This window comes from Desulfuromonas sp. (assembly GCF_002868845.1).
Lineage (GTDB): Bacteria > Desulfobacterota > Desulfuromonadia > Desulfuromonadales > BM501 > BM501.
The window spans coordinates 1-23201 of sequence record NZ_PKUB01000009.1; the positions used below are offsets into that span (position 1 = coordinate 1).

General features: G+C 60.7%; 20 protein-coding genes. All 20 read right to left on the minus strand.

What is annotated here, in order from left to right; all coding sequences use genetic code 11:
- Positions 1-60: 60 nt before the first annotated feature.
- On the minus strand, positions 61-1134 hold the full coding sequence (locus tag C0617_RS02200) for a glycosyltransferase (protein WP_291315383.1): 1074 nt from the start codon (positions 1132-1134) through the stop codon (positions 61-63).
- A 56-nt stretch (positions 1135-1190) separates the two neighbouring features.
- The gene (gene lpxK / locus C0617_RS02205; protein WP_291315384.1) at positions 1191-2432 is read right to left on the minus strand and encodes a tetraacyldisaccharide 4'-kinase; all 1242 of its coding nucleotides are present in this window, start codon (positions 2430-2432) and stop codon (positions 1191-1193) included.
- A 1-nt stretch (position 2433) separates the two neighbouring features.
- Positions 2434-3738 carry a 3-deoxy-D-manno-octulosonic acid transferase gene (locus C0617_RS02210; protein ID WP_291315385.1) on the minus strand — a complete coding sequence of 435 codons (1305 nt, stop codon included), beginning with the start codon at positions 3736-3738 and terminating at the stop codon, positions 2434-2436.
- Complete coding sequence (locus C0617_RS02215) at positions 3719-4393, minus strand: lysophospholipid acyltransferase family protein (RefSeq protein ID WP_291315386.1); 675 nt, start codon at positions 4391-4393, stop codon at positions 3719-3721. The genes C0617_RS02210 and C0617_RS02215 overlap by 20 nt, the downstream gene beginning before the upstream one ends.
- A 5-nt stretch (positions 4394-4398) precedes the next feature.
- On the minus strand, positions 4399-6132 hold the full coding sequence (locus C0617_RS02220) for an ABC transporter ATP-binding protein (RefSeq protein WP_291315387.1): 1734 nt from the start codon (positions 6130-6132) through the stop codon (positions 4399-4401).
- Between the two features lie 5 nt (positions 6133-6137).
- Positions 6138-7280 carry a lipid-A-disaccharide synthase gene (gene lpxB, locus C0617_RS02225; RefSeq protein WP_363324360.1) on the minus strand — a complete coding sequence of 381 codons (1143 nt, stop codon included), beginning with the start codon at positions 7278-7280 and terminating at the stop codon, positions 6138-6140.
- A 39-nt stretch (positions 7281-7319) separates the two neighbouring features.
- Entirely contained in the window at positions 7320-8414 is a 1095-nt protein-coding gene (locus C0617_RS02230) for a DegT/DnrJ/EryC1/StrS family aminotransferase (protein WP_291315389.1), read from the minus strand.
- A 93-nt stretch (positions 8415-8507) separates the two neighbouring features.
- Complete coding sequence (locus C0617_RS02235) at positions 8508-9458, minus strand: Gfo/Idh/MocA family oxidoreductase (RefSeq protein ID WP_291315390.1); 951 nt, start codon at positions 9456-9458, stop codon at positions 8508-8510.
- 18 nt (positions 9459-9476) lie between these two features.
- Positions 9477-10247: an acyl-ACP--UDP-N-acetylglucosamine O-acyltransferase gene (lpxA, locus tag C0617_RS02240; protein ID WP_291315391.1), complete on the minus strand. Its 771-nt coding sequence runs from the start codon at positions 10245-10247 to the stop codon at positions 9477-9479.
- A 16-nt stretch (positions 10248-10263) separates the two neighbouring features.
- Complete coding sequence (fabZ, locus tag C0617_RS02245; RefSeq protein WP_291315392.1) at positions 10264-10704, minus strand: 3-hydroxyacyl-ACP dehydratase FabZ; 441 nt, start codon at positions 10702-10704, stop codon at positions 10264-10266.
- Entirely contained in the window at positions 10704-11741 is a 1038-nt protein-coding gene (gene lpxD, locus C0617_RS02250; RefSeq protein ID WP_291315393.1) for a UDP-3-O-(3-hydroxymyristoyl)glucosamine N-acyltransferase, read from the minus strand. Before lpxD ends, fabZ begins: the two co-directional genes overlap by 1 nt.
- A gap of 1 nt (position 11742) precedes the next feature.
- Positions 11743-12273, minus strand: a complete 531-nt coding sequence (locus C0617_RS02255) for an OmpH family outer membrane protein (protein ID WP_291315394.1) — start codon at positions 12271-12273, stop codon at positions 11743-11745.
- 26 nt (positions 12274-12299) lie between these two features.
- Positions 12300-14594, minus strand: a complete 2295-nt coding sequence (gene bamA, locus C0617_RS02260; protein WP_291315395.1) for an outer membrane protein assembly factor BamA — start codon at positions 14592-14594, stop codon at positions 12300-12302.
- 76 nt (positions 14595-14670) lie between these two features.
- Positions 14671-15336: an ABC transporter ATP-binding protein gene (locus tag C0617_RS02265; RefSeq protein ID WP_291315396.1), complete on the minus strand. Its 666-nt coding sequence runs from the start codon at positions 15334-15336 to the stop codon at positions 14671-14673.
- 74 nt (positions 15337-15410) lie between these two features.
- The gene (locus C0617_RS02270) at positions 15411-16664 is read right to left on the minus strand and encodes a lipoprotein-releasing ABC transporter permease subunit (RefSeq protein WP_291315397.1); all 1254 of its coding nucleotides are present in this window, start codon (positions 16662-16664) and stop codon (positions 15411-15413) included.
- Positions 16665-16697: 33 nt separating this feature from the next.
- Complete coding sequence (gene lysS, locus C0617_RS02275) at positions 16698-18182, minus strand: lysine--tRNA ligase (protein WP_291315398.1); 1485 nt, start codon at positions 18180-18182, stop codon at positions 16698-16700.
- 151 nt (positions 18183-18333) lie between these two features.
- On the minus strand, positions 18334-19554 hold the full coding sequence (locus tag C0617_RS02280; protein ID WP_291315399.1) for an Ig-like domain-containing protein: 1221 nt from the start codon (positions 19552-19554) through the stop codon (positions 18334-18336).
- 26 nt (positions 19555-19580) lie between these two features.
- Positions 19581-20676 (minus strand): peptide chain release factor 2 gene (gene prfB, locus C0617_RS02285; RefSeq protein ID WP_291315400.1). Its coding sequence is split into 2 segments (ribosomal slippage): positions 19581-20606 and positions 20608-20676, totalling 1095 coding nucleotides; the frame shifts between segments, so codons are not numbered across the junction.
- 116 nt (positions 20677-20792) lie between these two features.
- Entirely contained in the window at positions 20793-22319 is a 1527-nt protein-coding gene (gene lnt / locus C0617_RS02290) for an apolipoprotein N-acyltransferase (protein ID WP_291315401.1), read from the minus strand.
- Positions 22320-22324: 5 nt separating this feature from the next.
- Complete coding sequence (locus C0617_RS02295; protein WP_291315402.1) at positions 22325-23188, minus strand: hemolysin family protein; 864 nt, start codon at positions 23186-23188, stop codon at positions 22325-22327.
- Positions 23189-23201: the final 13 nt, after the last annotated feature.

A 23201-nucleotide genomic window follows, 5' to 3' on the forward strand; every position in this document is an offset into this window, starting at 1 on the left:
ATGATCAGTATCTTTTTCATATTCCAAGGAGCGGGAGGCGATCGTCTCCTCCCCGGATGTCTATGCGGTCAGCAGTTCCTGGTAAAGAGCGCGGTATGCAGCAAGTACGGCTTCAGGGCTGTGCTCGGAGCAAAGGGTCTGGTACCCCCTCTCGGCGATACGGCTGCGGTCAGAGTCACCGGCCCGGATCAACTCGGACATCCTGTCCGCCATCCCGACCGGATCCTGGCAAGGAACCAGCAGACCGTTTTCCCCGTCCCGGATCAACTCCGCTCCGCCCAACGAGGAGGTCGACACCACCGGCAGCCGGTGAGCCCACGCCTCCAGGATGACGTTGCCCAGCGTTTCGTGCCGGGAAGGGCACACGAAGAGATCCGCGAGGTCGAAATAGGTATGGGGATCGTTCTGCCAGCCCGCCCAGCGCAACCGCTCCTCGATGCCAAGCTCTGCGGCCTGGGCCAAAAGATTTTTCTTGAGGGGGCCGTCCCCGGCAATGACCAGGAAAAAGGGCCGCCCCCCGACCTCAGCAGGTAGCCGCGCAAAGGCCGGCAGCAGGTCGTCGAACCCTTTGACCCCTGTGAACCGCCCGAGGGCGAAAAGGACGAAAGCGTCCTCCGGCAACCGGAGGGAGCGCCGCAGCCGTTCCCGGTCCTCCGGGGGAGTCACGGAGCGGGGTTCGACGAAGTTGCCGATGTAGAACACCCGCTCCGATGGCAACCCCTGCTGAACGAGATAATCGCACAATTTCCGGGTATTGCCGACCCAGGCGTGGGCGTGACGGTAATAGCCGTCTATTTTGTAGTATCCCCCAAGTCGCGCCACGTGCTTAACTCCCCAACCATCGGGGATGCGGGTCAGCCGGGTGCCGCGGCCCATGTAGCTCTGAACGATATCGATCCCCTCGTTCCGCACCAGGCGGCGGATTGCCAGGCCCGAGAGGATGTCCCAGCCGTTTCGCATGGGAACGTGGAACTGGCGCGTGGAGTCTCCGACGACGGGGCGCAGCTCGCTGCCAGGCCGCACGACGGCCATGGCACGGTGGTCCGGTCCGTTCAGTCCACGGACCAACCGCTGGAAAAACTGTTCGGCTCCGCCCATTTTGCGGCTGCCGATAATATGGAGGGAACGCAGCATGCCTTTGTCTTCCGTGCCTACTCCGGACTTTGGGCCTGGAGCCCCATGATCAGGGATCAAAAACTCTCCGCCTCGTCAATGAGCATGACCGGGATGTCGTCCCGAATCGGGTACAGAAGCCGGCACTCTTCGCAGACGATCCGGTTCTTCTCTTTCCGGAGATGCACCTCCCCCTTGCACTTGGGACATGCCAGCAGCTCAAGCAACTTTTCCGAAATTGCCATCTCAACTCCTTCTCGCAAAAAGGGGTTCAACGCCCTTTCCATGACCGCCTCGTCCTGAACGACGAGATCCATGGGGACCTGGTAGCAGGGGACGGGAAGCTCACCGGAAGGAAGTTTAACACCATCCTTTTCGGTGGTCACCAGATAATCGGCCCCTTTGGCACCCTCGATCAGCCGTGCCAAATCCTCGCCCAGGTACCCGCAGTGGTCGGAAAACCCAAGGGAGTGGAGGAGATTCAAGCCCGCATTCTCCAGGGAGGCGAAGAACTTTCCGGGATCAGCGATTCCGGCAAATGCGACCCCTCTCTTCGCGCTAAGATCCTCCAGAGCCACGACTTCGCCGGACAGGGAGACGGCCTGGCCCGACAGGACATGACGGCTGCGCAAAACGGGTCCCGGGACCGGCGGTAGGAACCCTTCCCTGTCTCCGCAGCGGGTCAGCAGAAAAAGGTCCCCCCGTCCGAGAGCTGCGGGAAACTCCCTCAGAATCCCGGCGGGAAGAACATGGCCATTTCCGAGCGGCCGGGATGCGTCAAGCAGCACGATGTCGAGGTCGCGCCGGACGGCCAGGTGCTGGAAGCCGTCGTCCAAAACGATGATCTCTGCGCCATATTTCTCGACTGCGAGGCGGATTCCCTCGGCGCGCCGGGGCGCGATAAAGACCAGAGCCAGAGGATTGCGCCGGGCCAGCAAAAAGGGCTCGTCTCCGCAGACGCGAGGGGACAGAAGGGGGCCCTGACCTGCACTGACCACGCCAACGCCCTCCGTCCCGGAACCTCCGTATCCCCGGCTGACGACGGCAACCTGCTTTCCGGCGGCGAGAAACCGCTTCACCAGGAAGTCCACCACCGGGGTCTTCCCGGTCCCTCCGACCGCGAGGTTGCCGACGGAAAGGACGGGAACCGGGGCCCGGAAGGAGGGGAGGATTTCCCGTCGGTAGAGCCACGCCCGAAACCGCGACAGCCATCCGAACGACCAGCCGAAAGGCAGCAGGGCGAAGAGAAGCACTCTTTGCAACCCGCCCCGGGGGCCCTTCGTGCTCAGGCGTCGGTGCAGAGCCTCCAGGCGTCTCATTCTAATCCCCGAGAATCCGCCGCAGGGTGGCAAGGGTGGCTTCGGTAGCACCGGCATGCTGCCGGACAAGATCCTGCCCACCTTTCCCCATGGCCAGACGCATGTCCTCCCGGTCGAGCAGCGTTCGCACAGCTCGTTTCAGCCCGGCTCGGTCATCGACGCACAGGCCTCCCTGTGCCTGAAGAACGAGATGGGCAATCTCCCTGAAATTGTTCATATGGGGCCCGAAAACCACCGGTTTTCCAAGCAGCCCGGCCTCCAGAACATTATGGCCGCCGACCGGGACAAGACTCCCCCCCACGAAGACCAGGTCCGCAACCGCGATGAACTTCAGCATTTCTCCGACGCTGTCGACGAGCAGAACCTCCCCGGCGGCCAAAGCCCGTGGGAGGGCTTCCACCTCGCTGCGCAGGACAAAGGGCACATCCTGGTCCTGAAGGAGGTCCCCGACGCTTCCGCACCGCTCGGGGTGCCTCGGCACGAGAACCAGAACGAGCCCGCAACGCTCGGCCTCTTCAGCGGCCAGCTCCCGGAAAACAGAGACCACGTCCTCTTCCTCGCCGGCGTGAGTACTTCCGGCGACCCAGACAAGGGCGTCCTGGGGAACTCTGAAGGCGGCCTTTAGTCCTGCCGCAGCTGCTTCATCGGGAACCGCGGCCTGCATGTCGAACTTGAGGTTCCGGGTGACCTCCACCCGCTCCTGCCTGGCGCCGAGAGCCACGATACGCTCGGCGTCCTGCTCGGTCTGCATGCACAGAACTGAGAACTGCTCAAGAACCGGCCGCAGAAATGTGCGGGCCATCCGGTAACGGGGAAAGGAGCGATCTGAGATGCGCCCGTTCACGAGGGCAACGGGAATCCCCTCTTTATGGGCCATGCGAACGAAGTTGGGCCAGATCTCCGTTTCCACAATAACGGCCAGGGAGGGCCGAACCCGACGCAGCACCCGCCGCACCACCCAGGAGAGGTCAAAAGGAAAGAAAAGGCACAGGTCCGCTTCGGCAATTTCCCGGGCAACGGCCTGCCCGGTCTCGGTAACGTTGGAAAGGACCAGGGCGCAATCGGGATAAGCCGCCTTCAGGGCTTTCAGCAAAGGGATGGCGGCGCGGGTCTCCCCCACCGACACGGCATGCACCCAGAAGACCGTTCGGCCTTCCAGGAGATCGAGTTGCCCGGGCAGGAAAAACCCCAGCCTTTCGCGGATGCCCCGCCGAACCTTGCCCCGTCGAAGCCCCCGCAAAAGATAATAGGGGATCAGGAAAAGAGCGGAGAACAGCAGGATCAGATCATACAGCAGATAAACCATAACTTGTCAACCGGCTCTCGGCCCGCTCCAGGTTCTCCTTCATGGCTTCCTGAATCCGTGCCCGAAACTGTTCAACGCTCTCCCCCTCGGCGTGGTAAAGAGGAGGCCCAAAGGCAAAAACCCCCCTGCAGAATGGGTACGGCAGCAGGAAACGGTCCCAGGAGGCAAAACGATGCCCGCGACTGCAGGCAAAGGCCATCGGAACGACCCCCCGCCCGGTCAGGCGAGCCAGCTGAACAACCCCGTCCTTCACCTGGTGCCTCGGCCCCTTGGGACCATCGGGGGTCACCACCAGATCGACTGACTCCTTGCCCAGGGCGACGAGTTCCCGAAAAGCCGCCCGTCCGCCCCGATTCGACGATCCCCGCACGGCCCCCATGCCGAAGCGGTGCATGACGCGTGCGATCAGTTCCCCGTCCTTGGAAGCGCTGATGAGGATTTTGGAGCCGGGGCCCGTATAGCCGAGGACCATGAGGAGCAACTGGTCGTGCCAGAAAGCCAGGATGGGGTACTCGCCACGCTCCACAAAGGAGCGGGGCACTTCCCCGCCGACCGTCTCCAAACGCATCAGCCTTCCCAGCATCCGTATGACGAAGGCGGCCGCGGGGGGAGCCAGGTTGAGAAGACACCATTTCGGAAAGGACCCCTTGGACATGGCGCCTAGTCCTGAAACTGCATTTCGTAAAGCTTGTTATACAGGCCGCCGAGCTCGAGCAGCTCCCGATGGGTTCCAACCTCCTGCACCCTTCCGTCGTCGAGGACAACGATCTTGTCGGCATGCATGATCGTCGAAAGGCGATGGGCGATGACAAAGGTGGTGCGGTTCTGCATCAGGTTGGCGAGGGCCTTCTGGACCATGGCCTCGCTTTCCGTGTCGAGGGCGCTGGTCGCCTCGTCGAGGATCAGGATCGGCACGTTCCTCAGGATCGCCCGGGCGATGCAGAGCCTTTGGCGCTGGCCGCCGGAAAGGCGCACCCCGCGGTCGCCGATATGGGTCTCGTAACCCTCGGGCATCTGGGCGATGAACTCTTCGGCAAAGGCCTGGCGGGCCGCCTCTTCCACCTCAACGTCGCTTGCCGACGGGTTCCCGTACCGGATGTTGGCGCGAACCGTGTCGTTGAAAAGAAAGGTTTCCTGATCGACAAAGGCCAGGTTCGCTTTGAGGCTTTCCTGGGTCACCCCCCGAATGTCCTGCCCGTCGATGCGGATCGTTCCCTCGCTCTGGTCGTAGAACCGGGCCAGCAGTCCGACCACCGTCGATTTGCCCGCCCCGCTGGGCCCGACCAGGGCGACGACTTCTCCGGGCTGCGCGACGACGGAAAAGTCACGCAGAACCGGGTCCTGATCGTAGGCAAAGGTCACGCGGTCGAAGGCCACCTCACCGGCGACCCGGCCGAGGGAGCAGGCACCGGGAGCGTTCCGGATATCGGGAACCTCGTCCAGCACCTCGAAAACCCGCTCGGCGGCTCCGACCGATTTCTGGATGGTATTGCTGACCTTGGTCAGCCGCTTGACCGGAGTGTAGAGCATCAGGATTGCCGCGGTAAAGGAAAAGAGCTCCCCCTGGGTAATGGCGCCGGTGAGAACCCGGTTGATTCCGTACCAGAAGACCGCGGCGACACCGAAAGATGCGAGGAGTTCGATGATCGGGGTGGCGGCAGAATCGTATTTGAGCACCTTGCGCATGAAGTGATAGAAGGAGCGATTCTCCGTGCGGAACCTGCCGACTTCATCCTGCTCCTTGCCGAAAGCCTTGATCACCTTGATTCCGGAGAAGGTCTCCTGCAGGATGCCCGTGAGGTTCCCCATGCTGGCCTGTCCCCGGCGGGTGTTGACCTTGATCTTCCCTCCGATAAGGGAGGCCGGCACCACCGCCACGGGCAGCACCAGAAAAGCCATAGTGGCCAATTTCCAGTCAGTGTAAAAAGCCAGGCAGGTCAGCCCCACCAGGGTGAAGCTTTCACGCAGAGCGTCCACCAGGACATCGGAGGCGGAGCGCTGCATGATCCCCACGTCGTTGAGGATCCTCGACATGAGGTTGGCCATCGGGGAACGGGCGAAATACCCCATCGAAAGAGAGAGGGAATGGGCGTACAGGTCGTTGCGGATATCCTGCACCGCCAGTTGACCGGCGGTCTTGATCAGGTAGGCCTGCACGTAGCGTCCCACCCCCTTAACCACGGCAAGCCCGATGACGATCACCGGAACGATATTCACCAGGGCGAGTTCCCGAGCGGCGATAATGCGGTCGATCAGGGGCTGGATCAACTTCGCCGAGGCGACATCGACACTCGCCACGACCAGTGAGGCCAGCATGGCCAGCGCGATTCGCCCGAAATAGGGTCTGGAGTACCCCAGCAACCGACGGTATATGTTGAGACCGGTTCCGCTCACCCGACCTATGCCCTCCCCGGCGCAGACTGCCGGCTCATCTCGGAAGCCATGAGCGCCACCCGCTCCGAGCAGCCCGGTTCCCCCATGCGGTCTTTAATCTCGGCCAGTCCCCGCCGCATCTCGCCGTTGTATTCTTCGTCCAATAGTATCTTCTCGACCTCCCCGGCGAGCGCCTCCGGGGTGGCCTGGTCCTGGATAAACTCACGAACCACGCCCCTACCGGCCACAACGTTCGCCAACCCGATATGCGAAACGCGCACCAGACGGCGGCCGATAGCGTAGCTCAGAGGCGCCATCTTGTAGCAGATCGCCATGGGCGTCCCGACGAGGGCTATCTGCAATGTCACCGTCCCCGAGACCGTGAGAATGGCGTCGCAGGCGTTAATGGCATCGTAGATATCCCGGCGCACCAGGGTCACGGGCAAGTCGAGCCCCCCAAGCGTCTGCTCAAAATGTTCCTCGGCCAGGGTCGGCGCCACCGGCAGGAGGAAACTGACCTCGGGACGCTCCCGCTGGATGGCTTGGGCGCTTTGAACCAGAGTGTCTAAGTTGTAACGCAGCTCGCTTCTTCGGCTGCCGGGGAAAAGGCCCACCACCGGCAGGCTGGGATCGATACCCAGGGCATTGAGATAGCCCTGCCTTTCACAGGCGACCTGCACCTCATCGAGCAGGGGATGCCCAACGTATTCCACGTCGATGTCTAGCCCCTTGTAGTACAGGGGTTCGAAGGGAAAGATGGTGGCCAGGCGATCGACTACAGAGGCGATCTTCTTCACCCGACCCTGCCGCCACGCCCAGACCTGGGGGCTGATGAAGTAGAGGACCGGCACCCCGGCTTTTTTCGCCTCATTGGCCAGGCGCAGGTTGAAATCGGGCATGTCGAGCAGAACCAGCACATCGGGCGCCTCGGAGCTGTGAAGAATCTTCTTGAGACGTTGAAAGGCTCGCCAGATCACCGGGAAGTGCCCCAGCACTTCCACCAGGCCCATGACCGACAACTCCTCGGCGGGGATAAGAATCTCGCATCCCTCCTTGACCATGGTCTCGCCACCGACCCCGAAGAATGACAGATCGGGGTCGAGGGCCTTGGCCTCGCGAATCACCTTGGCGGCGTGCAGATCGGCCGAAGCCTCTCCGGCAACGATCATCGCCCGCCGGCGACCCTTTTTCTCCACTCCAGGCATCCCTTACAGTGCACCCTCAATGACATCGCAGACCTGATCGACTTGGGCCTCGGTCAGTTCCGGGAATATGGGCAGAGAGAGGACCTTCTGGGCCACCGCCTCGGTCACCGGCAGCTCCACCGAGGCAAATTGCTCGGCATAGACATCCTGACGGTGAAGGGGGATGGGATAGTAGATGGCCGAAGCGATCCCCGCCTCCGTCAGCGCCTTTTGAATCCGCTCCCGGGATTCGGACAGAAGGGTGTACTGATGGTAGACGTGCGTCCCCAGGCCGTCCTCAAAGGGAGGGGTGACTCCCATGGCCTTCAGGCGCGCAGTGTAATGGTGAGCTGCCCGGCGACGATTGGCATTGTAGGTGTCGATGCGCTTGAGTTTGGCGCGCAGCACCACCGCCTGCATCTCGTCGAGCCGGCTGTTGTAGCCGATGACGTTGTGGTGGTAGCGCTCCTTGCTGCCGTGGTTGCGCAACACCAGAACATCTTTGGCCAAACAATCGTCATCGGTGATGATCATTCCACCGTCGCCGTAGCAGCCGAGGTTCTTGCTGGGGAAAAAGGAAAAGCATCCGAGCGCCCCCCAGGCACCGGTCATCTTCCCCTGGTAGTCGGCGCCGAACGACTGGGCGCAGTCCTCCACGATCAGAACCCCGTGCTTTTGGCCCAGATCCCGAATGGGCGCGAGATCGGCGGGCTGCCCGAAGAGGTGGACCGGGAGGATCGCCTTGGTCCTCTCGGTGATGGCTGCCTCGATGGCTCCCACGTCGATATTGAAACTTTTGGGGTCGATGTCGACAAAGACCGGCGTGGCCCCGACGTAGGAGATCGCCTCAGCGGTGGCGATAAAGGTGAAGGCGGTTGTGATGACCTCGTCCCCCTCGCCGATCCCCGCGGCCCGCAAGGCCAGGTGAAGGGCATCGGTGCCAGAGGAAACACCGATGGCGTGTTTAACACCGCAATAGGCGGCGACCTCCTCCTCCAGGGCCTTGACATTGGGTCCGAGAATAAAAGCCGTCGATTCGAGCACCTCGGCGATGCCGGCGTCGATCTCCCCTTTAAGTTGCTGGTACTGCCCCTTCAGATCCACCATGGGGATATTCATTTGATAATCTCCGTAAAAAGTTGCTTAAAAAAACAAAGGCGCAGGCCACCCTGGGGGCCTTCGCCGGTTGTTTTTTGGTCCTTTGGTCAGGCCTCAAGGCCGAACTTCGTGCCAGAGTTTCTGGGTGATCTGCAACGCCACCTCCAGCGCCCTCTTGCCGTCTTCGCCGCTGACCACCGGCGCCTTGCCCTCGGTCACCGCCTCGATAAAGGACTCGATCTCCGCCAGCAGGGCGTCGCTCTTTTTGAAGCTGGCGTGCTCCATGGTCACGTTGGGAATGCTCGGCACCGGCAGCCCCTTTCCCCCCTTGCGGTAAATAGCGGTCTTGCGGGCCTCGTAGTCGATGGAGACGTAGGCGTCCTGTTGAAAGATGCGGATTTTGCGCATGGAGTCGCGGCTGACCCGGCTGGCGGTGACGTTCGCCACGCAGCCGTTTTCAAACTGCAGACGTGCGTTGGCAATGTCCCCCTGCTCGGTGAGCACCGGTACCCCCACGGCATTGACGGTCTTGATCTTGGAACCGACAAGGCTGAGGATGATGTCGATATCGTGAATCATCAGGTCGAGCACCACGTTGACGTCGGTGCCCCGCGCTTTGAAGGGGGCAAGGCGATGAGTCTCGATGAAGAGGGGGTTGTCCAGGACATCCTCAAGGGCAAGGATGGCAGGATTGAAGCGCTCCAAGTGCCCGACCTGGAAGACAAGACCCTTTTCTTTCGCCAGAGCAATGAGTTCCTCGGCCTCCTCCACCGTCTGAGTGACCGGCTTCTCCAACAGGATATGTACGCCGGCATCCAGGCAATCCTTGGCCACGCCGAAATGATACTGAGTGGGGACGACAATGGAAACCAGGTCCACCTGGGAAAGGAGTTCCTTGTGGTCGGTAAAGGCTTCGGCCTTTACCTCGGCAGCGATTTCATCGGCTCGGGCCGGATCATAATCGACCACCCCGACGAGTTCTACCCCCTTGAGGGCTGCATATTTCTGGGCATGAAAGCGCCCCAGATATCCGACTCCGATGACTCCAGCGCGCAGTTTACTCATTGATCCTCTCACTTTCCATCAACGGGCGACCCCCCGCTGGCTGTTGCGAACGAAATCGGCGAAGAGGTCGACTTCCGGAATGCCTTTGATTTCTTGGGAAACCTTCTCAAGAGCCTCTTCGGTTCGCAGTTTACTGCGGAACACCAGCTTGAAGGCCCGCTTTATGCCTCGGATGGCTTCGGGCGAGAACCCCCGGCGCTCAAGACCGATGGTGTTGATTCCGACCGTTTTGGCCCGGTCACCCTGGGCGATGGTAAAGGGGGCGATGTCCTGGGTGACCATGGCACCGCCACTGATCATGGCATGGCAGCCGATCCTGGCAAACTGATGGGCTGCGGACAGCCCCCCAAAAATGGCCTGCTCCCCGACCTCCACGTGGCCGGCCAAAGTCGCCCCGTTGGCGAGAATGACCCGATCTGCCACCCGGCAGTCGTGGGCCACGTGGGAGTAGGCCATGAAGAGGCAGTCGCTTCCGACAACGGTTTCGCCGCCGCCGCTTTCGGTTCCGCGGTGCAGCGTGGTGAACTCGCGAATCGTATTGCGGTCGCCGATGCGCAACCAGGATTTCTCATCGCCGAATTTGAGGTCCTGGGGGGCCGCACCGACCGAGGCGAACTGGAAGATCCGGTTGCCGCGCCCGATCTCGGTCCACCCTTCGATGACGGCATGGGGGCCGATAGTGGTCCCACTGGCGATGGAGACGTGCTCCCCGATAACGGCATAGGGACCGATCTCGACCCCGTCCGCAATCCGGGCACCTTCATGAATGATAGCTGTCGGATGAATCATGATTTAGGAAAACCCTCTAGCGGGCCGCGAAGGTGGCCTTCAGCTCGGCTTCGGCGACCAAGGTGCCATCGACATACGCCTTGCCCTTGAAACAATACAGGCCGCGTCGGCAGGTGAGCAGTTCCAGTTCCATGCGCAGAACGTCTCCGGGGACGACCGGCTTGCGGAAACGGGCCTTATCGATCCCGGCAAAATAGGTAACCTTGTCATCGTCGATTTTGTCCGAAACGATCGCAAAGACTCCCCCGACCTGAGCCATCGCCTCGAGGATAAGGACCCCCGGCATGATCGGGTGATCGGGAAAATGCCCCTGAAAAAAGGGCTCGTTGATGGTGACGTTTTTGACGCCGACAATCTTTTTCCCTTCCTCCAACTCCACAATGCGGTCCACCAGGATGAAAGGGAACCGGTGCGGAAGCAACTTCATGATTTCCTGGATATTCAACACCATTGCCATTACCTCTCTTTGAGCTTCATTTCAAGTTCGTCAATTTGTCTTTTTAAACGATTCACGTCTTTGCGGATCTCCGGGAGCTTTGAAAAACTCATGGACGCCTTGAGCCATTCTTTGTGCGGCATGACCGGCAGGCCCGAAAGAACCTGGTTGGGTCCTACGCTGTTGGACACCCCGCCCTTGCCACCGATAGTGACATTGTCGCCGATCTTGATATGCCCGGCTGTCCCGGCCTGCCCGCCAAAGGTGCAGTGGGTCCCGACCTCGGTACTCCCGGCAATCCCGACCAGCGCCGCCATTACCGTATCTTCCCCGACGCTGACATTGTGAGCGATCTGCACCAGGTTGTCGAGCTTGACCCCGCGCTTCACGCGGGTTACCCCCAAGGCGGCCCGGTCGATGCAAGTAGAGGCCCCGACCTCCACGTCGTCTTCGATCTCGACGATCCCCACCTGGGGAATTTTAAAGTATTTCGCCCCGTCAGGAGCGAAACCGAAACCGTCGGACCCGATGACCGCCGAGGGCTGAAGAATGACCCGGTCGCCCAGGCGACACCCTTCCCTCACCACGCACCCGGCGTGTACGATACAGTCCGCCCCCATGACCACGTCGTCGTAGAGAACTACGTTAGGGTAGAGGATGGTCCCTGCGCCGATGGTGACGTTTTCACCGACGACGCACCCGGGATAGATGGTGACATCCTTCCCGAGGGTGGCGCTGGGAGCGACCCTCGCCCCCTCCATGACCCCCTGCGGCGCGGGACGCTCCGCCTGCAGGCGGGTAAGGATCTTGGCAAAAGCGAGATAAGGGTTTTGGCAGACGATCAGAGAGAGGCCTTCGACCTCTACACCAGGAAAGACAATGACCGCCGAGGCATCGGTTTGGTCGAGCAGGGCGGCGTATTTGGGGTTGACCAAGAAGGTGATTTCCCCCTGCCGGGCCTCGTCGATGGCGGCCACCCGGAGAATCTCCAAGTCCCCATCTCCGACGAGCTCGCCGCCGACCAGTTCCGCCAGTTCGCTCAGCCGTACCGATGCCACCTTATTGCCCCTTCTGGGCCCTGAAAGCTGCATTGTAGGAGTGGACCAGTTTTTCGGTCAGGTCGATGGCCCGATCGGCATAAAGGATGGAGCTTTCAGTCTTCTCCATGATGAGGGTGTACCCCTCCTGCGCACCGATCTCTTCGACGGTCTGAAGAAGTCCGTCCAGAATCCTGCGGGTGAAATCGGCATCTTCCTGCCGCAACTCCTCCTGCGCGTCCTTGGTGAAGCGCTGGAACTCTTTGACCTTTTGCTGGTAGTCGCGCTCCTTGTTGGCGCGCGCCTCTTCGGAGAGAAGCAGGGCCTTTTTCTCCAGTTCGTCCTTCAGAGCCTTGAGTTCTTCCTGGCTGCTGTTGATGACCCCCTCGTACTGCTTGACCTTCAGGGCGATCTTCTCCTTGGCGGCCTTGCCCGACTCCGATTCATTCAGGGCGGTCTGCAGGTCGACATAGGCGATCTTGGGTTCGGCGGTCCAGGCAGGAACGGCAGCCAACAAAACAATGGCCAGAATCAGGGCGGAAAAATGCTTCATGGGTCTCTCCTTTTTAGGTAATTGTCTCAAAAGAACCGCCCGAGAGAAAACTCGAACTGACTGCGCTCCTCATCCTCTTCGGGATCGAGGTTGTAACCCCACTCCAGACGCATCGGCCCCATGGGGCTGAACCAGCGGATACCAGCGCCTGCGCTATAGCGCATACCGGTGAAGAAGTCCTCGTCCTCCCCCCAGGCATTCCCGGTGTCGAAGAAGATCAGGCCCTTCAAACCCATCTCCTTGGCCACTGGAAAAAGATATTCGAAGTTGATGTAGGCGGCCTTGTCCCCGCCGATGTATTGGTAATCCTTGCTTTCCGCGCCGACAATCCCGGTTTCGGGATCGATGCTCTGGATGGCCGTGCGCACCCGGGGGCCAACCTCCCGGGTTTTGAATCCCCGGAGGGTGCTGATGCCGCCGAGGAAAAAACGCTCGTCAATGGGAATCTCTTCGCCGCCCACCTTCTGGATGTAACCGAGGCGACCGTGGACCGAAAAGACCGTTCCCCACTTGACCGGAAAAAAGTGCCGGTGATCGAGAATGTATTTACTGAATTTTTCCGTTCCCCCCAGTCCGGCAAACTCGACCGACCCCTCGCTGACAGCCCCCGAGGAGGGGTCGAGGCGGTAGTCGGTGCTGTTGCGATTGAGGGACGCGAGGATCGAGGATAAGGTCGAGGTCCCCTCCTGCTCGCGGATAACAAAGGAGGCGTCGGCATCGACGTCGTAGATCTCCTTGTTTTCGTATCGATAGACAAGGAAAGCACGGGTGTTTTCCGTCACCGGAACCCCGACCTTGACATCTCCGCCGTCGGTTTTTTTCGAGAAATCGACGTAATCGCGCCGGGTCTTGTACAGGTCGAAGCCGAGGGAGAGTTTGCTGTCAAGGAAGTAGGGCTCGTAAATGCCGACCTGGTAGGTGTTGCTGCTTCCGCCGAAGGAGCCGGCGAGGTTGAGCCGCAAGGCCCTGCCCAGGAAGTTATCCTGGGAGACGGACCCCTGGCCGATGAAGCCGTCCACCGAGGAGTACCCGAAGCCGAGGCTGAAGGTTCCGGTCGGACGCTCCTTCACCTCTACGTCGACATTCATGTGAGCTTCATCGCTCCCCCTGCTGGTCGCAACGCTCACCTCGTCGAAAAAGCCGAGGTTCCGGATTTTGCTGCGGCTCTCCTTGATCCGGGTTGCGCTGTACAGGTCACCCTCGACCAGTTTCGTTTCGCGCCGGATCACCTTGTCCCGGGTTTTGGTATTGCCGGAGATGCGGACTCTCTCGATAGCGACCTGCAGTCCCTGTTCCACTTCGTACAGGAGTACGACCTCCCGCTTCAGAGGGTCGAGCCTGGTCAGGGGCGAGACGTTGACGTATGCGTACCCCCGGTCGGCGTAAAGGTCGTTGATGGCGAAGACGTCCTGGCGCAACCGGCTCCGGCTGAAGACATCCCCGGTCTGGAGCTGGAGCAGGTCGACAAGCTCCTCCTTGGGCCGGATCAGGTCGCCCCGGATATCGACCGTTCCGACCTTGTACTGCTGCCCCTCGTCGATCTCGACAAGAAGGTCGATGTACTTTCTGTCGTCGCTCAAGGTCACCAGGGGCTGCTTCACCTTGACCTCGAGATAGCCGGTATTGAAGTACTGGTCGGCAATGATTTCGAGGTCGGCCTGAAGTGCCTCCTCGTTGAAGGTGCCCCGGTCGGTCAGCCAGGAGAATAGCCAGCGCTCCTTGGTGACCATGGCCTTCTTCAACTCCTTCGCCGGGAAAACGTCGTTCCCGTCGAAGCGGATACGATCCACCAGGACCTTGTTGCCTTCATCGATGACAAAGGCAAGGGTCGCTTCGTTGTTTTCGGAGGTGTCGAGACGCGGCTCTACCGTTGCGGCATAGTAGCCCTCCTCCCGGTAGGCTTTCCTGATGGCATCGGCTGCCCTGGACACCTCACGGGGGCTGTAAAAGGCAGGCGGATCGATGGCGACGAGGGGTTGGAGTTTGTCGAGTTCAAGCTCATCGTTCCCCGAGATCTCGACCTTTCGAACGAGGTGCCGCTCGGCCACCCGATAGGTGAGGAGTTTGGCGTCTCCCAGGTCCTGGAGTTCTGCGCTGACATCGACGAACCGCCCGAGCTTGAAAATGGCCCGGAGGTCTTGATCGATCTCCTCGAGAGTGACGGACTGGCCGGCCTGCACCCCGACGACGGAGAAGATAAAACTCTTCTCGGTCCGGACGTTTCCCTCGACAGCGACTTCACCGATAGAGAGGCTCTGCGCCGCGGCGCCTGCGGCAAGGGCCGCAAGCATGACAAGTGAAAAAAATACGGTCTTGAACATCCCATCCCTGACGATGATGCGGGTCGATTGAAAAAGGAGCATTATAGGAGATGCACCAGGGGGTGTAAACCCCAAACTAGCCGAGAATTCGGCCGTCCTCCATGCGCACGACCCGGTCCATCCGTCCTGCCAACACCTCGCTATGAGTGACAAGGATCATGGTCAGCCCCCGGGTCTGGTGCAGCTGCTGAAGGAGGTGGTAGATCTCGTCGGAGGTCCCGCTGTCCAGGTTGCCCGTCGGTTCGTCGGCGAGGAGCACCCGGGGCTTCATGACGAGGGCCCTGGCGATGGCAACCCGCTGCTGTTCTCCGCCGGAGAGTTGACCCGGCTTGTGGGAGAGGCGATGACCGAGCCCTACCTCACGAAGCAGGGCCTCGGCGGCTGTCTGGGCCATGCGGGGCGCCTGGCGTGCAATCAGAGCAGGCATCATGACGTTTTCAAGGGCGGAGAACTCGGGGAGAAGCTGATGAAACTGGAAGACGAAGCCGATGGTCCGGTTGCGGAAACCGTCCAGGTCGGGACCCCGAAGCGAGAAAATGTCTTTACCTTCGAACAGAACCCGGCCGGCGGTGGGCTGGTCGAGGGCACCGAGAGTATGCATCAGGGTCGTCTTGCCGGCGCCGGAGGCACCGACCACGGCGATGCGCTCACCTTCGCGGATGCTCAATACAACGTCCCGCAGCACGTCCACCTGTGAGGTGCCGGAAACGAAGCTTTTGGATAGATTTTCGACTTCGATCATCGCATTTACCACGGTTTGATGCCTTTTCCCGAGTCGGTCCCGTCTTTGCCACCCCAACCGCTCCCACCAAACGGCTATTCGTATCGCAACGCCTCGGCAGGGTCCATCCTCGCCGCCCGCCAGGCCGGATAGATCGTCGCCAGCAGAGAGATGGTCATGGCCACCAGGGTCACCATGACCACGTCGCCGGGGTTGACCACGGAAGGGAAGTGCTCCATGCCGTAAACCGACTGATCAAAGATCTTGACTCCGAAAAGGCCTTCCAGCCCCTTGATAATGGGGTCGGCGTTTTTCGCCAGGAGCAGTCCGAGCACCGTCCCGAGGGCGGTCCCCACAGTGCCGATAATGAGCCCCTCCAGAACGAAAATCTTCATCACGCTATTGGCGGTCGCCCCCATGGCCCGGAGGACTGCGATATCCTTGTGTTTTTCCATCACCACCATGATCAGGGTTGTGGCGATGTTGAAGGCGGCGACAAGGACAATGATGCCGAGGACGATGAACAGGCCGAGCTTTTCCAGGCGCAGCGCCGAAAGGAAGGAACCGAAGAGATCCTCCCAGGAGCGCACCACGAAGGGATAGGCGAATTGCTCGCGCAGTTCTGAGGCGACCAGGTTCGCGTGGTCAAAGGAATCGACCTCCACCTCGATGCCCGACACCACCCCCTCGGCATCGAAGAAACGCTGCGCCTCGGACAGTGAGACATAAGCGTAAAAAGTATCGAGGAATCCTCCCCGGTGGTGGGAAATCCCGACGACCCGGAAGGGTTTCATCTTCGGGATCATTCCAAAGGGGGTGATGGTGAACATGGGGGGAATCACGTTGACCGGGTCGCCCACTGCAACACCGAGGGTGGTGGCGGTGTCCAGGCCGATAACAATGCCCGGCATCCCTTCTGCCTCAGTGAAGAGCAGCTCTTCGACATTCTCCTGCCTGACTGTCAGGAAGGGCTGCTGAAAGACCTTGTTGCCCCGCTCCAGCCCCTTGACGCTGACGGCTGCAACGTTGCCTCGGGACAGGAGCATGGCCTCTTTGGAAACGAAGGGCGAGGCCCCGATGACATGAGCAGAAGAATCGCTGACACGGGAGACGGCCTCGGGATATTCGGCGATCTCCCCCCCGTGCTTCTGCACGAGGACGTGAGGAATATTCCCGAGGATCTGCTTGCGCACACCGTCGTGGAAACCGGTCATAACCGCAAGGACCACGATAAGCGCGGCCACCCCCAGGGTCACCCCGGCAATGGAGATAAAGGAAATGACCGAGATAAAGGTCTGTTTGCGCTTGGCCCGCAGATAGCGCTGGCTAACGAACCACTCGTAACCCATGGGTCTCCTTCGGCGTGGGCGGAACGGGGAGGCTTACTTGGTTTCCGGCCGCAACTGGGGAAAGAGAATGACCTCGCGGATCGAAGGCGCGTCGGTCAGCAGCATCACCAGACGATCGATGCCGATCCCTTCGCCGGCGGTGGGCGGCAGACCATGCTCCAGGGCGCGGACGTAGTCCTCGTACATGGCGTGGGCCTCTTCGTCGCCGGCCTCCTTCTCGGCCAGCTGCTTGAGAAAGCGCTCCCTCTGGTCGACGGGATCGTTGAGCTCCGAGAACGCATTGGCCAGCTCCCGCCCGACGATGAACAGCTCGAAGCGGTCGACCACGTCCGGATTGGCGTCATTTCTTCTCGAAAGGGGCGACACCTCGGTGGGGTATTCGGTGATAAAGGTCGGGTTCCACAAGTTGGGTTCGGCAACGGCATCGAAAAGCTCGGTGAGTAGCTTGCCGTGGCCGATCGCCTTGTCCAGCTCCAGCCCCAGACGTCCGGCGTAGTCAAGGCATGCCTGCCGGTCTTCGAGGTCATCAATGGAGATATCGCCGTACTTGGCAATCGCCTCACGCACCGTCAGGCGGTCCCACGGGGCGGTGAGATCGACTTCTTTTCCGCCGTAGTTAAAGACGAGACTGCCCACAACCTCCTGGGCCACGTGGCAGATCAGTCTTTCGGTGAAATCCATGAGGTCGGCGTAGGTGGCATAGGCCTGGTAGAACTCCATCATGGTGAACTCGGGATTGTGCTGTATGGAGATGCCCTCGTTGCGGAAATTGCGATTGATCTCGAAGACCCGATCGAACCCGCCGACCACAAGACGCTTCAGGTAGAGTTCCGGCGCGATGCGCAGGAAGAGGTCCATCTTCAGGGTATTGTGGTGGGTGGTGAAGGGTTTGGCCGTCGCCCCTCCGGCAATGGGCTGCATCATGGGCGTTTCGACCTCGAGGAAATCGTTCCCCACCATGAAGTCGCGTATGAGGCTGATGATGCGGCTGCGCTTCTGGAACACGTCCCGGACCTCCGCGTTGACGATGAGGTCGAGATAACGCTGGCGGTAGCGGGTCTCCACGTCGGTCAACCCGTGCCACTTCTCGGGAAGGGGCTGCATCGACTTGGTCAGGATACGGATCGTCTCGGCGCGCAGGGAAAGCTCGCCGGTCTTGGTCCGGAAGGGGGTCCCGGCTACGCCGACGATATCCCCCAGGTCGAGTTTGCGAAACTGCTCAAACACCTCGGCCCCGACCTGATTGAGGGCCACATAGATCTGGAGGCGACCGTTGCGGTCCTGGAGCTGGATAAAGGCCGCCTTGCCGAAGTCGCGCCGGGCCATGATGCGCCCGCCGAGGACGTAGCGATCGGCACAATCTTCCAGAGCGGCGTCATCCTGTTGCTCATGGGCGGAGAGGACATCCGCGGTGGTATGGCTGACGGGGAAATCGTTGGCATAGGGGTTGAGCCCCTGGCCGCGAAGGTCCTCGATCTTTGCGAGGCGCTGTCTCACCAGTTCATTGCGTTCTTCCATAGATTCCAACACCTTTCGTCCGGATTTATCCGGGGACGTACCTTATACCGGGGGGGTAGGCAAGTCAAGGTCTAACAAGGACGGCGGGCACCCCTCGAACGGCCATTGAAAATTTCCTCGGGGGATCAGATACCCAACGAACGCCGGCCCCTCAGGGAGAGCCTTCGGCCGTTGTAAAGGACCAGGAGAAATCGTCCAGCGGATTCCCTGCGAGATCGGTGATCCCCTCGCCGAAACTCATCGTATAGGTTGTGCCGCTGTCCAGGGCGAGACCTTCAGCGACGGTAAAGATGGCGACCCGGAATATCTCGCTGTACGCGGCCTGCCCATCGACCTCGTTCCCTCCTGCGTCCACCATCACAAGGGATCTCTCCCCAAAGGTGTCCGGATCGAGGGACTCGCTGAGCAGAACGCTGATGTCCGTCTCCGCCTCGACATCGACGGCCCCCTCCCTGGGGTTCGTCTCCTCCGCGAAGGGGGCGGTCAGGTCGAGGGTGATGACCGTCTTTTCGGTCACGACCTTCTGCCCGTCCTTTCTCGCGACAACAGAGACATCGTAGGTGTCTTCCTCGTCCAGCCCGGCGACAAGGTAGCTCCAGCCGCCGTCCTGCACGGTCGCCGGCAGCTCTTCGCCCCCGTCGATCTTCACCAGAACGGCATCCACCTGAGAGGGGTCGAAGGAGCCGCTGATGGTCTGCTCCGACTGATTGGTGAGATCGTCGACAACGTCTATGGTCACAGCCTGAACAGTTATTTCCACCTTGAGGGAGCGCAGGGAACTCGTCGCATTTTCGTCCTCGAATGCCTCGAGGGTGACCTTGTTTTCACCGTCGGCAAGCCCCTCAAGCAAAAACGACCAGGTGCCGTCGGAACTTTCAAGATCGGCCGCCCCGGGCTCTTCGCCCTTCAAGGCAACCTGGATCGAGCCCACATTGTAAGGATCGTAGGTCCCGGTCAGGGTTTGGGCCCTCTCCACCGTCGGCGAGACCAACTCGTCCAGGGCGAACCCGTCGTAGGTCAGAAAAAAGGTGAGACTGGAGAGGTTCCCCGCCTCATCCTCCGCCGAGACGATGACGGTGCTGGTCCCGACATCGAGGTCCGACAGAGAACACGTCCATCGCCCCTGTTCGCTTTGATCGACCTCTCCGACGGTGGCGTCGGGTTCTATCCTGACATCCACGGCCGCCCCCTCTTCCACGTCTCCGGCGAGGTCGACAAATCGAACCAGGGTCGAACGTTCGCCGGTTTTATCGAGCGTCAGTTCCGGCGGCGTCAGGTCACCGTTGCTCTCGTCGGAGCAACCGCTGGACAGACCGAGGAAAGCGACCGCGAAAATCGCCAGCAGCCTTTTGAAAATAATCAGATTTTGCATCCGTAAACCTCTCGGCAGGGTAAAGATCATTTCTTCTGCAGCAGGTATGCCTCGATGAATCCGTCCAAGTCGCCATCGAGCACCGCATCGGTATTGCCGACCTCGAAACCGGTGCGATGGTCTTTCACCATCCGGTAGGGATGCAGGACGTAGGAGCGAATCTGGCTTCCCCAACCGATATCCTTCTTCTCACCGGTCAGGACCGCGGCTTCCTCCTCTTTCTTGCGCACTTCCATTTCATAAAGCCGGGCCTTGAGCTGCTTCATCGCCACCGCCCGGTTCTTGTGCTGGGAGCGCTCGTTCTGGCAGGCGACAACGACGCCTGTGGGGATGTGGGTGATACGAATGGCCGAATCGGTTTTGTTGACGTGCTGACCGCCCGCTCCGCTGGCGCGGTAGGTATCGACCTTGAGATCCTTCTCGCTGACCTCCACGTCGACTTCGTCGGAGAGTTCGGGAAAGATGAATACCGAACCGAACGAGGTATGGCGCCGGGCGCTGGCATCGAAAGGGGAGATTCTAACAAGGCGATGGATGCCCATTTCTGCCTTCAGGTAGCCGTAGGCATAGTCTCCCTGGACAGCGATGGTGACCCCCTTGATCCCAGCCACGTCCCCATCCTGATAATCGGTTATTTCCGTGCTGAACCCTTTCTTCTCGCAGTAGCGCAGATACATGCGCAACAGCATTTCGGTCCAGTCCTGGGCCTCCGCCCCGCCGGCGCCGGCGTTGATGCTGAGGATGGCACTATTGGCGTCGTGCTCGCCGGAAAGCATCCGTGCGAACTCCATCCGGGCCACGGTCTTCTCCAGGGACGGCAGCACATCTCGAACCTCGTCCAGGGACGCCTGGTCCTCGCTCTCTCCCCCCAGCTCCACAAGAACCTGCAGGTCTTCAAGCTGCCCGAAAGCCCCCTCCCAGGTCTCCACCTGCTTCTGCAAAGAGGTCCGCTCCCTGAGAAGATCCTGGGCCTTTTCGCCCTGATCCCAGAAATCGGGCTTGGCGCTCTCTGTATCCAGTTCGGCGACGCGCTCTTTCTTGGCGTCTATGTCAAAGATACCCCCTCAGCTCTTCGAGCTTGAGCTGGAGATCCTTCAGGGTTTCATTCTCCTCGCGAAACATGGCAACTCTCCTTTATCAAATCGATCAAAACGTGGGGATTATAACGAGTCGGCGCGGCCAGAACAAGCCTCGATGCACATTTCTCCCTCCCCATCGGCCGCTGCGCCTCGGCCTCTTCAGGGGATGGCAAGCCGGCGCCGGGTCCGGACCAGCCACCACAGCCCCAGCACAAGGCAAAGGACGGGGCCGAGGTCTCCGATCCGATTGTAAAGAGTCGGATCGGCACCGAGGCCGATCGAACCGTTCAAAAAGGCCGTTTCGAACAACTTCGTGCGCTCTGAGATGCGGCCCGAGGGTGCAATAAAGGCCGTGATTCCCGTGTTGGCGGCCCGAGCGACCCAGACCCGGTTCTCAACGGCCCGAAAGCGGGTCATGGCCAGATGCTGAAAAGGGGCCGAAGAACGGCCGAACCAGGCGTCGTTGGTAATGTTGACCAGGGCATCGGCCCCCTGCCGAACAAAATCACGGGCCAATTCGGGGAATATCCCCTCGAAGCAGACCAGAACCCCGAGACTCTCTCCGTTCAGGGGAAGGGGGCTGACCGCGCCGGGGGAAAAGTCGCCGATTCCGACAACCATTTTGTCGATAAAGGGCAGAAAGCGCCCGAGGGGCACATACTCTCCGAAGGGAACCAGGTGCACTTTGTCGCTTCGCCCGAGTCCTCGGCCCTCCCCGGAGAGGAGAAAGGCGCTGTTAAGGTAACGGTTCTGGCGATTGAGCACCTCGTAGGCGGGGCTGCCGAAGAGCAAGTGGGCCCCGGTTCCTCGAGCGACCGATTCGACCCTGGCAGAGAGGGGCCCCCCGTTCTGAAAATAGAAAGGAGTCGCGCTTTCCGGCCAAACGATCAAATCGAGGGGACCGTCGGCGGCGGCTTGCCGGGAAAGCCGGCCATAAGTGCTCACGGTGGAGGCCTTGTGGGCAGGATCCCATTTAACCGACTGGTCGATGTTCCCCTGGACGAGGGATGTCTGCAGGGTTTTATTCCTGTCGTCAAGCCCCTGTCCGAGACGAAAGTGACCGTACCCGAGATTGCCTGCAAAAAGGCAGACCGTCAGGACCAGGGCCGGCCAGGGAAGATATCCTGGCTGCCGCTCCCACAGGGACCGTGCACAGCTGGCCAGAACCCCGTTGCTCAGCACCAGGAGGAAACTGAGGCCGTAGACCCCGAACAGGTCTGCCGACTGGATGATGTGAAGGTGACTTTGCTGGGAATAACCGAGGGTGGCCCAAGGGAAACCGGTCAGCAGAAAAGAACGCAGGAACTCGAGGCCCACCCAGAACACCGGCAGAGTCCAGACGGGGGACAGGTCGAGTTTTTCTTTCAGGCGGCAGGAGGCCCAGGTGGCGGCGCCGAAAAAAAGGGCCAGATAGCCGACCAGGAGCAGATATGCGACGACGGAAAACACCGGGTGGAGCTTCCCGTAGTTCGTCATGACAATGTTCAGCCAATAGAGGACCAGGCCGAAAAAGCCGACTCCGGCGACAAAGCCGCTGCGAAAGGGGCGCCGGTCCATGACAAGAAATAGCGGCACCAGCCCGACCCATGCGAGGCTGGCGACATCGGGACGCGGGAAGGCCATGGCCAGCAGCAGGCCCGATAAAAGGGCCAGGCAGCTGGTGCGATCGGGAAGAAAACGACCCATGGAAATCAGCCCTCCCCCTGCTCCGGGAGGCTCTGGTCCGTCCGACGAATCCGCACCCGGTGAATTTTTCGCTCGTCCGACTCCAACACGGTCATGACCAGGCCGCCGTCCCCGATCTCCTCCCCGGCCCGGGGCACGTGCCCAAGGAGGTGGAAAAGGTAACCGCCAACCGTGTCGAATTTTTCCCGTAGAATGTGGATTCCGAAATGCTCCTCCAGTTCCTCGATATTGAGGCGGGCATCGACCTGAACCGCTCCGTCGCCCTCATCCTGCAGCCACGACTCCTCCAGATCGTATTCGTCCTGGATGTCCCCGACGATCTCCTCGAGGAGATCCTCGATAGTCGCCAGGCCCGAGGTGCCGCCATACTCATCGACGGCAATAGCCATGTGGACCCGCTTGGTGCGAAATTCCTGGAGCAGCTCTTCGATCTTTTTGGTCTCGGGGACAAAGTAAGGAGTGCGCATGACCTCACCGACGGAGATATCCTGGGCCCTGTTCCCCCAGTATTTCAAAAGGTCCTTGGCATAGACCAGTCCCACAATCCGGTCAGCGGAGCCCTCGTAAACGGGGATCCGAGAGTGCCCGGAGGTCAATATGGCCTCCACCAGTTCATCCAGAGAAGTGGTGATGCTGCAGCAGACCATGTCGGTGCGAGGCACCATGATCTCCCGCACAATGGTCTCGCCGAACTCGAAGATGGAGTGGAGCATGTCCCCCTCATCCTCGTTGATGATCCCCTCTTCTTCAGACTCGCTGATGACCTCCTGAAGGTCCTTTTCCGTCAGGACCCGCCGGCGGCCGAAAAGGACCCGCTGCAACTCCTGCAACCAGGCCCCGGTTTTACCGTTGGAACTGTCGTCGTCCAAAAACCTCCTCCTT

Excerpts from the sequence above, each read along its gene's own strand:
- C0617_RS02200 (WP_291315383.1), bottom strand. The coding sequence starts at position 1,134 with ATGCTGCGTTCCCTCCATATTATCGGCAGCCGCAAAATGGGCGGAGCC.
- lpxK (WP_291315384.1), bottom strand. The coding sequence starts at position 2,432 with ATGAGACGCCTGGAGGCTCTGCACCGACGCCTGAGCACGAAGGGCCCC.
- C0617_RS02210 (WP_291315385.1), bottom strand. The coding sequence starts at position 3,738 with ATGGTTTATCTGCTGTATGATCTGATCCTGCTGTTCTCCGCTCTTTTC.
- C0617_RS02215 (WP_291315386.1), bottom strand. The coding sequence starts at position 4,393 with ATGTCCAAGGGGTCCTTTCCGAAATGGTGTCTTCTCAACCTGGCTCCC.
- lpxB (WP_363324360.1), bottom strand. The coding sequence starts at position 7,280 with ATGATCGTTGCCGGAGAGGCTTCGGCCGATCTGCACGCCGCCAAGGTG.
- C0617_RS02230 (WP_291315389.1), bottom strand. The coding sequence starts at position 8,414 with ATGAATATCCCCATGGTGGATCTGAAGGGGCAGTACCAGCAACTTAAA.
- C0617_RS02235 (WP_291315390.1), bottom strand. The coding sequence starts at position 9,458 with ATGAGTAAACTGCGCGCTGGAGTCATCGGAGTCGGATATCTGGGGCGC.
- lpxA (WP_291315391.1), bottom strand. The coding sequence starts at position 10,247 with ATGATTCATCCGACAGCTATCATTCATGAAGGTGCCCGGATTGCGGAC.
- fabZ (WP_291315392.1), bottom strand. The coding sequence starts at position 10,704 with ATGGCAATGGTGTTGAATATCCAGGAAATCATGAAGTTGCTTCCGCAC.
- C0617_RS02255 (WP_291315394.1), bottom strand. The coding sequence starts at position 12,273 with ATGAAGCATTTTTCCGCCCTGATTCTGGCCATTGTTTTGTTGGCTGCC.
- bamA (WP_291315395.1), bottom strand. The coding sequence starts at position 14,594 with ATGTTCAAGACCGTATTTTTTTCACTTGTCATGCTTGCGGCCCTTGCC.
- C0617_RS02265 (WP_291315396.1), bottom strand. The coding sequence starts at position 15,336 with ATGATCGAAGTCGAAAATCTATCCAAAAGCTTCGTTTCCGGCACCTCA.
- C0617_RS02270 (WP_291315397.1), bottom strand. The coding sequence starts at position 16,664 with ATGGGTTACGAGTGGTTCGTTAGCCAGCGCTATCTGCGGGCCAAGCGC.
- lysS (WP_291315398.1), bottom strand. The coding sequence starts at position 18,182 with ATGGAAGAACGCAATGAACTGGTGAGACAGCGCCTCGCAAAGATCGAG.
- C0617_RS02280 (WP_291315399.1), bottom strand. The coding sequence starts at position 19,554 with ATGCAAAATCTGATTATTTTCAAAAGGCTGCTGGCGATTTTCGCGGTC.
- lnt (WP_291315401.1), bottom strand. The coding sequence starts at position 22,319 with ATGGGTCGTTTTCTTCCCGATCGCACCAGCTGCCTGGCCCTTTTATCG.